A 3,076-nucleotide genomic window follows, 5' to 3' on the forward strand; every position below is an offset into this window, starting at 1 on the left:
GGGGTGGGGGGTGCGGTCGATCATCGCCACGGGTCCCTCGCCGTGCGGTGTCCCCCACCTCAGTTTCCCAACGCCGATTGGAAGGCGGAGACATCGGGCAGTTCCTCCGCCGATTCTTCGACGAGTCGTCGGAGGACTCCGGCCAGGGCGGTGTCGGGAAGATTCGCCAGCGACTCGGGGGAGAGGCGGGAGAGGTCGGGGAGACCTGTGTCGATCGGGAGGTCGGGACGATACCGGGGGTCGCGGACGTGCTCCACCTCCTCTTCGCCGGGGGCGGGCGTCGGTGGGGAACCCCACCGAGGGGGGGAAACGAACCGGGACCGCTCGATGTCGCGCACTCCGCTTTCTCCTTCCGACCTGCCGTTGGACGGGATGGTGCGTGGGGCGGTGAACCGTGGGAATTCCCTCCGTCGTCCCGTCATCATCCCCACAACTCCCATGCCTGAAAAGAGCAGTTGAGGTGGTCCGGAATCCCGGTGCCGGCATCCCGGGAACTCCGCCGCCGCTAAAGTGCTCACCCCTCGCCCGCGGCTGTGCCGGGGGGTTGATTTCCCGGCGTCTGCGCCCGGGCCAGCGCTTCCAGCGCCTCCGACAGGTGGTGTCGGGTGTCACGGGTCGCCGGATGCCCGGTTCCCAGGATCTCCTCGCGGGCGTCCAAGACCTTCCGGTACTCCTCCACCGCGGCCCCGGGGCCGTCCAGTTCGTGAACGATCACCGCCGCGTTGAAGCGGGTCCACAGCGTCGCTGGGTGCCGTTCGCCGAGTACGCGGGCCTGTGCCTCGCCCACCCTTCGATACTCGGCCAGCGCGGTCCGGGGATCCTCCTCCCACGTCAGACGGGCCAGGGAGAGCCTGGTGACCAGGGTTTGACGGTGCTCGGGCCCCAGCACCCGGAGGCAGGTGCGGTGGAGCGACTCGAAGGAGGAACGGGCCGCCCGGGTCCCGTCGATGCGCCACGTCAGCTCGGCGAGCGATTGCCGCACGGCCAGGGTGCTGGGGTGATCCGGACCCAGGGTCCGGCGTCGATTGGCGTGCACGTCGTCGAGCAGCGCCACGGCGCGTTGGTACTGCTCGGTCTCCGCGAGCAGAGTTCCCAGGTGATGTCGGGTGTGGACGGTGTCGGGGTGGTCGTGGCCCAGCTTCTGCCGCTGTCGGCCGAGCACCTCACCCAGCCCTATCAGCGCCTCCCTGGGGCGTCCCGCCTCGCGATGGGCGAGGGCCAGGGCGTGTCGTGCGCGCAGCACCTCGGGGTGGGAGGAGCCCAACAGCTCCGTCCCCTCCTCGGTCACCTCCTCGAGGGTCCGCACGGCATCGAGCGGGGAGATGTCCGTCAACAGGACCCCGAGCTCCCGCAACGCGCCCAGGGTCGCCGGGTGCTCCCGTCCGAGGACGGCGATGCTGTCCTCGATCACGCCCCGGTACACGACCTCGATCGGTGTCGTTCCGGGCGGATCCCCCCGACCGCCGGCGACCTCCCCCATGTGGTGCACGCACGCGGCCAGACCGCGCCGCAGACCCAGGAGGGTGGGTTGATCGATGGCCCCCAACTCGTCGGCCTGTGCGATCAGGGCCTCGTAGCGGGCCGCCGCCCCCCGGGCGTCCCCGCTCATCAGCACCGCCCTGGCGTGCGCTCCCTTCGCCTCCAGGGCGGCGGGGTGCGAGGGGCCGATGAGGGTGTCCACGTCCGGCAGCAGTCGCTCCAACTCCTCGCGGGCGTCCTCCCACCGTCCCAGGTGTCCCAGCGCCCTGGCCGCGCCCCATCCGGCGAGGAGGTCCGCCCGCAGCGCGGTGTGATCGGGGGAGGGCTCCGCGGCCAGGAGCCGGTACAGCCTTCGGGCCTCGGCCCAGTCACCACAGCGACCGGTCGAACCGGCGTGCCACAATCCCGCGAAGACGGTCAGCGGATGCCGTGCTCCCAGGTGCTTCCGGCACTCCCGCACCAGTTCCGAAACGGTTCGCAGCGTTTGGGCCGGCGCGGCACCGGCGTGGGAGGTCAACACCGCGGCCGCGTGGCGTGCGGCGAGCCGTGCCGGATGGCCCGTCGGTAACTCCCTGGCGCTCCACCTCTCCAACTGCCTCGCGGCCGGCAGCGCGGTGTGCGGGACGCCGATCTCGTGGGCCAGACGGATCATTCCCGCGAGCTTGTCCAAGTGGTCCACCCCGGAGGGCGGCCAGAAGACGACATCCGCCAGCGACCAGCCCAGGGCCACCTCGTGTCCGGTGTCCCAGTGTCCCGTCTCCGCCAGGGGGAGGTCCCCGGACGAGGGCCCCCGTTCCCTCCGACGACGTTCGTTCTCCTCGCTCAGGAGGTCGTAGCGGCGTCGCCACCAAGCGGGATCGTTCCGCGGTGGGGGCGGTCGAAGACCGTTCCGGCCGCCGTGCAGGAGCAGACAGTGCACCAGGGAACCGACGACATCCCGATCCGTGCCGGGTGGTCGGTCGGCCGGCGCGAGATAACCGTTGATCGCCGTGCGGGAAAGCGCCCGGGGGACCCGTTTTCCTCCGTACTCCTCCGCGCACAGGCGTTCCAGTTCCCGCATGGGGGGACTGCCGGTCGTCCGATGCAGCTCGCGCAGCAGTTGCCGGTACTCGAACCACGAGCCGGGCCCCGGATCGTTTTCCCTCGTCACCGGATCTCCGCCCCCGTTTCCCGCCCGCGTCCGCCCACCGGTGTTCCCCGGTGTCCGTCACCGCGTCCGACGGCGTCCGGGACGTTCCGACGGGTATCCGCGATGTCCCGGACACGCGTCCACCATCACGTCCCGTCCGCCTTTTCGGTGGCTCGTCCCGGACGATCCGCGTTCGCATCGGAAAGAGCTTGACTGGTGAAACGGGCCCCGGCAAGAGGGCCCGGAACGGGAGGTGATGTCCATGGGATCGCTCGTGCTCGACCTCACATCCCCGGCGCTGGGCACAGGAGTTCTGGCGGTGTTGGTGCTGCTTCTCCTGACCGGTGGCACGGGAAAGTCCTCCCCGGCCGGGTCGGGGGAATCGCCGCACGGTTCGGCCCGGGGCTGCTGCCCCGGTGCCGCCGGGGCGGGAGGGCTCGCGGCCGTCCTGGGGCCGGTCGCGGCGGG

General features: G+C 71.3%; 3 protein-coding genes. 1 reads left to right on the plus strand and 2 read right to left on the minus strand.

Annotated features, from left to right (window positions below):
- Positions 1–59: 59 nt before the first annotated feature.
- A complete protein-coding gene (gene fxsA / locus FOE67_RS30490; protein ID WP_182666431.1) occupies positions 60–257 on the minus strand; it encodes an FxSxx-COOH cyclophane-containing RiPP peptide in 198 nt (65 codons plus the stop codon).
- Between the two features lie 257 nt (positions 258–514).
- Entirely contained in the window at positions 515–2,629 is a 2,115-nt protein-coding gene (locus FOE67_RS30495) for a tetratricopeptide repeat protein (RefSeq protein ID WP_182666432.1), read from the minus strand.
- A 241-nt stretch (positions 2,630–2,870) separates the two neighbouring features.
- Here FOE67_RS30495 and FOE67_RS21170 point away from each other — a divergent pair.
- Positions 2,871–3,076 (plus strand): hypothetical protein (locus FOE67_RS21170; RefSeq protein WP_228474134.1); only part of this gene is annotated, 206 nt, incomplete at its 3' end.

Source organism: Streptomyces calidiresistens (assembly GCF_014141525.1).
Classification (GTDB): Bacteria; Actinomycetota; Actinomycetes; order Streptomycetales; family Streptomycetaceae; genus Streptomyces; species Streptomyces calidiresistens.